This is a genomic window from Candidatus Deferrimicrobiaceae bacterium (assembly GCA_035256765.1).
Classification (GTDB): domain Bacteria; phylum Desulfobacterota; class Deferrimicrobia; order Deferrimicrobiales; family Deferrimicrobiaceae; genus CSP1-8.
Genome location: DATEXR010000309.1, coordinates 1 through 2765, shown reverse-complemented (window position 1 = coordinate 2765; position 2765 = coordinate 1). Strand labels below are relative to the sequence as shown.

Sequence of the window (2765 nt, the reverse complement as noted above, 5' to 3'; positions counted from 1 at the left end):
CGGCTGGAAGGAGAAGGCCCCCTTCGACGCCATCATCGTCACGTGCGCGGGGGGCCACATCCCGCCCCCCCTGCTGAGCCAGCTGCGGAACGGGGGAAGAATGATCATGCCGGTCGGGGGACCCTTCCTGACCCAGAACCTCGTGTACCTCGAGAAGGGCGCCGATGGCGCACTTTCCCAGCGCAACGTCCTCCCGGTGGTTTTCGTGCGCCTCCTTGGGCACTGACGCAGCGCATGGCCGGATCGTCCCGGCGGTGTTCTTCCTCTCCGCCGCAGCCATGGCGGACGAGATCTTCCTGATCCGCCTGCTCTCCGTCCGCTTCTGGCCGCATTTCGTGCCCCTGGTCATCGCCCAGGCGATGCTCGGTTTCGGCGCCTCCGGAGTCGCCCTCCACCTGCTGCGTCCGCGGATCGCGAAAGAGCCGGAAAAGGTCTTCGCCTGGGCGGTTCTACTCGCGGCGCCTTCGTACGAGATTGCGTTCCGGTTTTCCCAGCATGTTCCGTTCGACCCCTTCCTCCTCTTGTGGCATCCTTCTTCCTGGACCTCGTTCGCTCTGTTTTTCTTCCTCCTCGCCATCCCGTTTTTCCTGGCCGGAACAGCGGTCGGGGTGCCGCTCTCTTTCGGTCTCGGGAGGGTGGGAGCGGTATACGCCGCAAGCTTCGCCGGAACGGCAGCCGGGGCGGTTCTCTCCCTCGCGGCATTCTCTCTCGTTCCGACCGAATCGCTTTTGCGCGTTTCCCTCGTCCTGGGGCTTTTCGCTTCCGCATTCGTCCTTGCGCATCCGGGAGGGCGTCTCCAGGCGGGACGCCTCCTCACCGGAGGCCTCTCCTTGCTGCTCCTTTTGATCCCCCCTGTTGTCCTGTCGCTGTCGCCCTACAAGGACCTCGCGATCGCGCGAAAGCTTCCGGAGGCGAGGACGCTTTCCGTGCGATACGGCATCTCCGGGGATTTCCGGGCGGTGTACTCCCCGGGAATTCACAACGCTCCGGGTTTGAGCTTCCGGTTCGAGGGGGAGATCCCTCCGCAGGCGGCCCTGTTCGCCGACGGGGAGCTTCGCGGCATCGTCCCCCGGGGGGGGGGGAAGAGCCCGCCCTCCTATCTCGGCTTTCTCCCCGCCGCCCTTCCCTACCGGATGGCGGGCCGTCCCGCGGTGGCGCAGTTCGGCCTCCGGGGGACGGAGGGGATCCTGATGGCCGCAAAACACGGGGCTTCCTCCGTAACGGTCGTGGAGCCGGCGGCGGAATTGGCGAGGATGATCGAAGACGACCTGGCGGAATTCGGCGGCGGGACGCCTGCGGCGATCCGGGTGGAGGTCCGGGAAGAAGGGGGGCGGAATTTCCTCGCCCGGAGCAGGGAGAAGTTCGACATCATCGAACTCGCGGACGTCTCCTCGCTGGCGTTTTCCTCCCTCGGAATTCACGCAACCGGGGAAACCTACCTTCTTACCCGGGAGGGGATACGGTCCACCCTCTCGAAACTGACCGACGGCGGGATGCTCGCCGTGTCCGGGTGGCTCAAATCCCCCCCGCGAGAGAGCGTGAAGGTCCTGAACACGATCCGCGTGGAGTTGGACCGGGAGGGTCTGCCGGCGCCGGGGCGTTTCGTCGTCGTCCGGGGATGGGGTTCCTTCGTCGTGGTTGCGCGGAAGATTCCGTTTTCCCCGGACGAGCTGGCCGCGGCGGGACGATTCTGCAGGGAAACGGGGTTCACGGTGGTGTGGCCGGAGAGGGAGCCCCCGACGGGCGGGACCTCCGGGGAAGAAGCGGGTTTCCGGAATGCGGTGCGCAGCGCCCTGGAGGGGCCGACCTCCGGAGGCGATGCCGCCTCCCTTTTCGACCTGCGTCCCGTCACCGACGACTCCCCGTATTTCCACCGGTTCCTCAATTTGCGTTCCCTACCGGAGTTTCGGCGGATACTCGGAGATCAGTGGGTACCTTTCGTGGAATGGGGGGTGGTCTTTCTCGTGTTATCCCTTGCCGTGTCGGTAGCGCTTGCGGCGGTCTTCCTTTTGCTTCCCCTTCCGTTCACCCCGGAGGGGGGAAGCGGCGGCGGGCTCCCCGTGGCGGCCTACTTCTCCGCTCTCGGCCTGGGGTACATGCTGATCGAGCTCACCTTCCTGAAGATCGGAATTCTCCTTTTGGGGGATCCCATCCGGGCGGCCGCGGCGGCCGTTGGGGGATTCCCCCTGCTGTCGGGAATCGGAAGCGCTGTTTCCGGGAAGTTAGAGTCGTCGAAAACCATGAGGAGATGGGTGTTCCCGGGGATCGCCATCCTTGCCATGGCGGGGTTTCTCGCCCTCTTCCACGGGACTCCCTGTCTTCTGGAAAAGGGGGCGGGATGGAGGTTTTTCGCCTTCCTTGCCACCCTCGCCCCGGCGGCCTTCCTGATGGGGATGCCGTTCCCCCTGGCCCTGTCCCGGATGGCCAGGGCGGGTTCTCCGGCGATCCCCTATGCGTGGGGCGTGAACGGATTCTTCTCCGTGGCGGGGGCGTCCGTCGCCTCGATCGGAGCCCTTTGGATCGGGTTCCACGCCACCGTTGCCGCGGGCGCTGTCCTTTATCTGCTGGCCGGGATCGTATTCCGCCGTCTTGCGACCGGGGGGTTCCCCGTCCGCTGACAGGGGCGGCACGCGGCTCCGGCGGTGGGAAGCGGGCGACCCGCCGTTATTTCCTTGCCTCGTAGATCCGAAGGGGCGGCAGGTTGAGCATCTCGTACTCGACCCGCACGAAATCGAAAATCCGGTCCAGATGCGCTTTCAGGTGGT

General features: G+C 65.9%; 2 protein-coding genes. Both read left to right on the top strand.

Annotated features, from left to right (window positions below; genetic code table 11):
• The coding region (locus tag VJ307_10780; protein ID HJX74620.1) for a hypothetical protein at positions 1–226 on the top strand (226 nt) is incomplete at its 5' end.
• Positions 216–2618: a hypothetical protein gene (locus VJ307_10775; protein ID HJX74619.1), complete on the top strand. Its 2403-nt coding sequence runs from the start codon at positions 216–218 to the stop codon at positions 2616–2618. The genes VJ307_10780 and VJ307_10775, both read left to right, overlap by 11 nt.
• Positions 2619–2765: the final 147 nt, after the last annotated feature.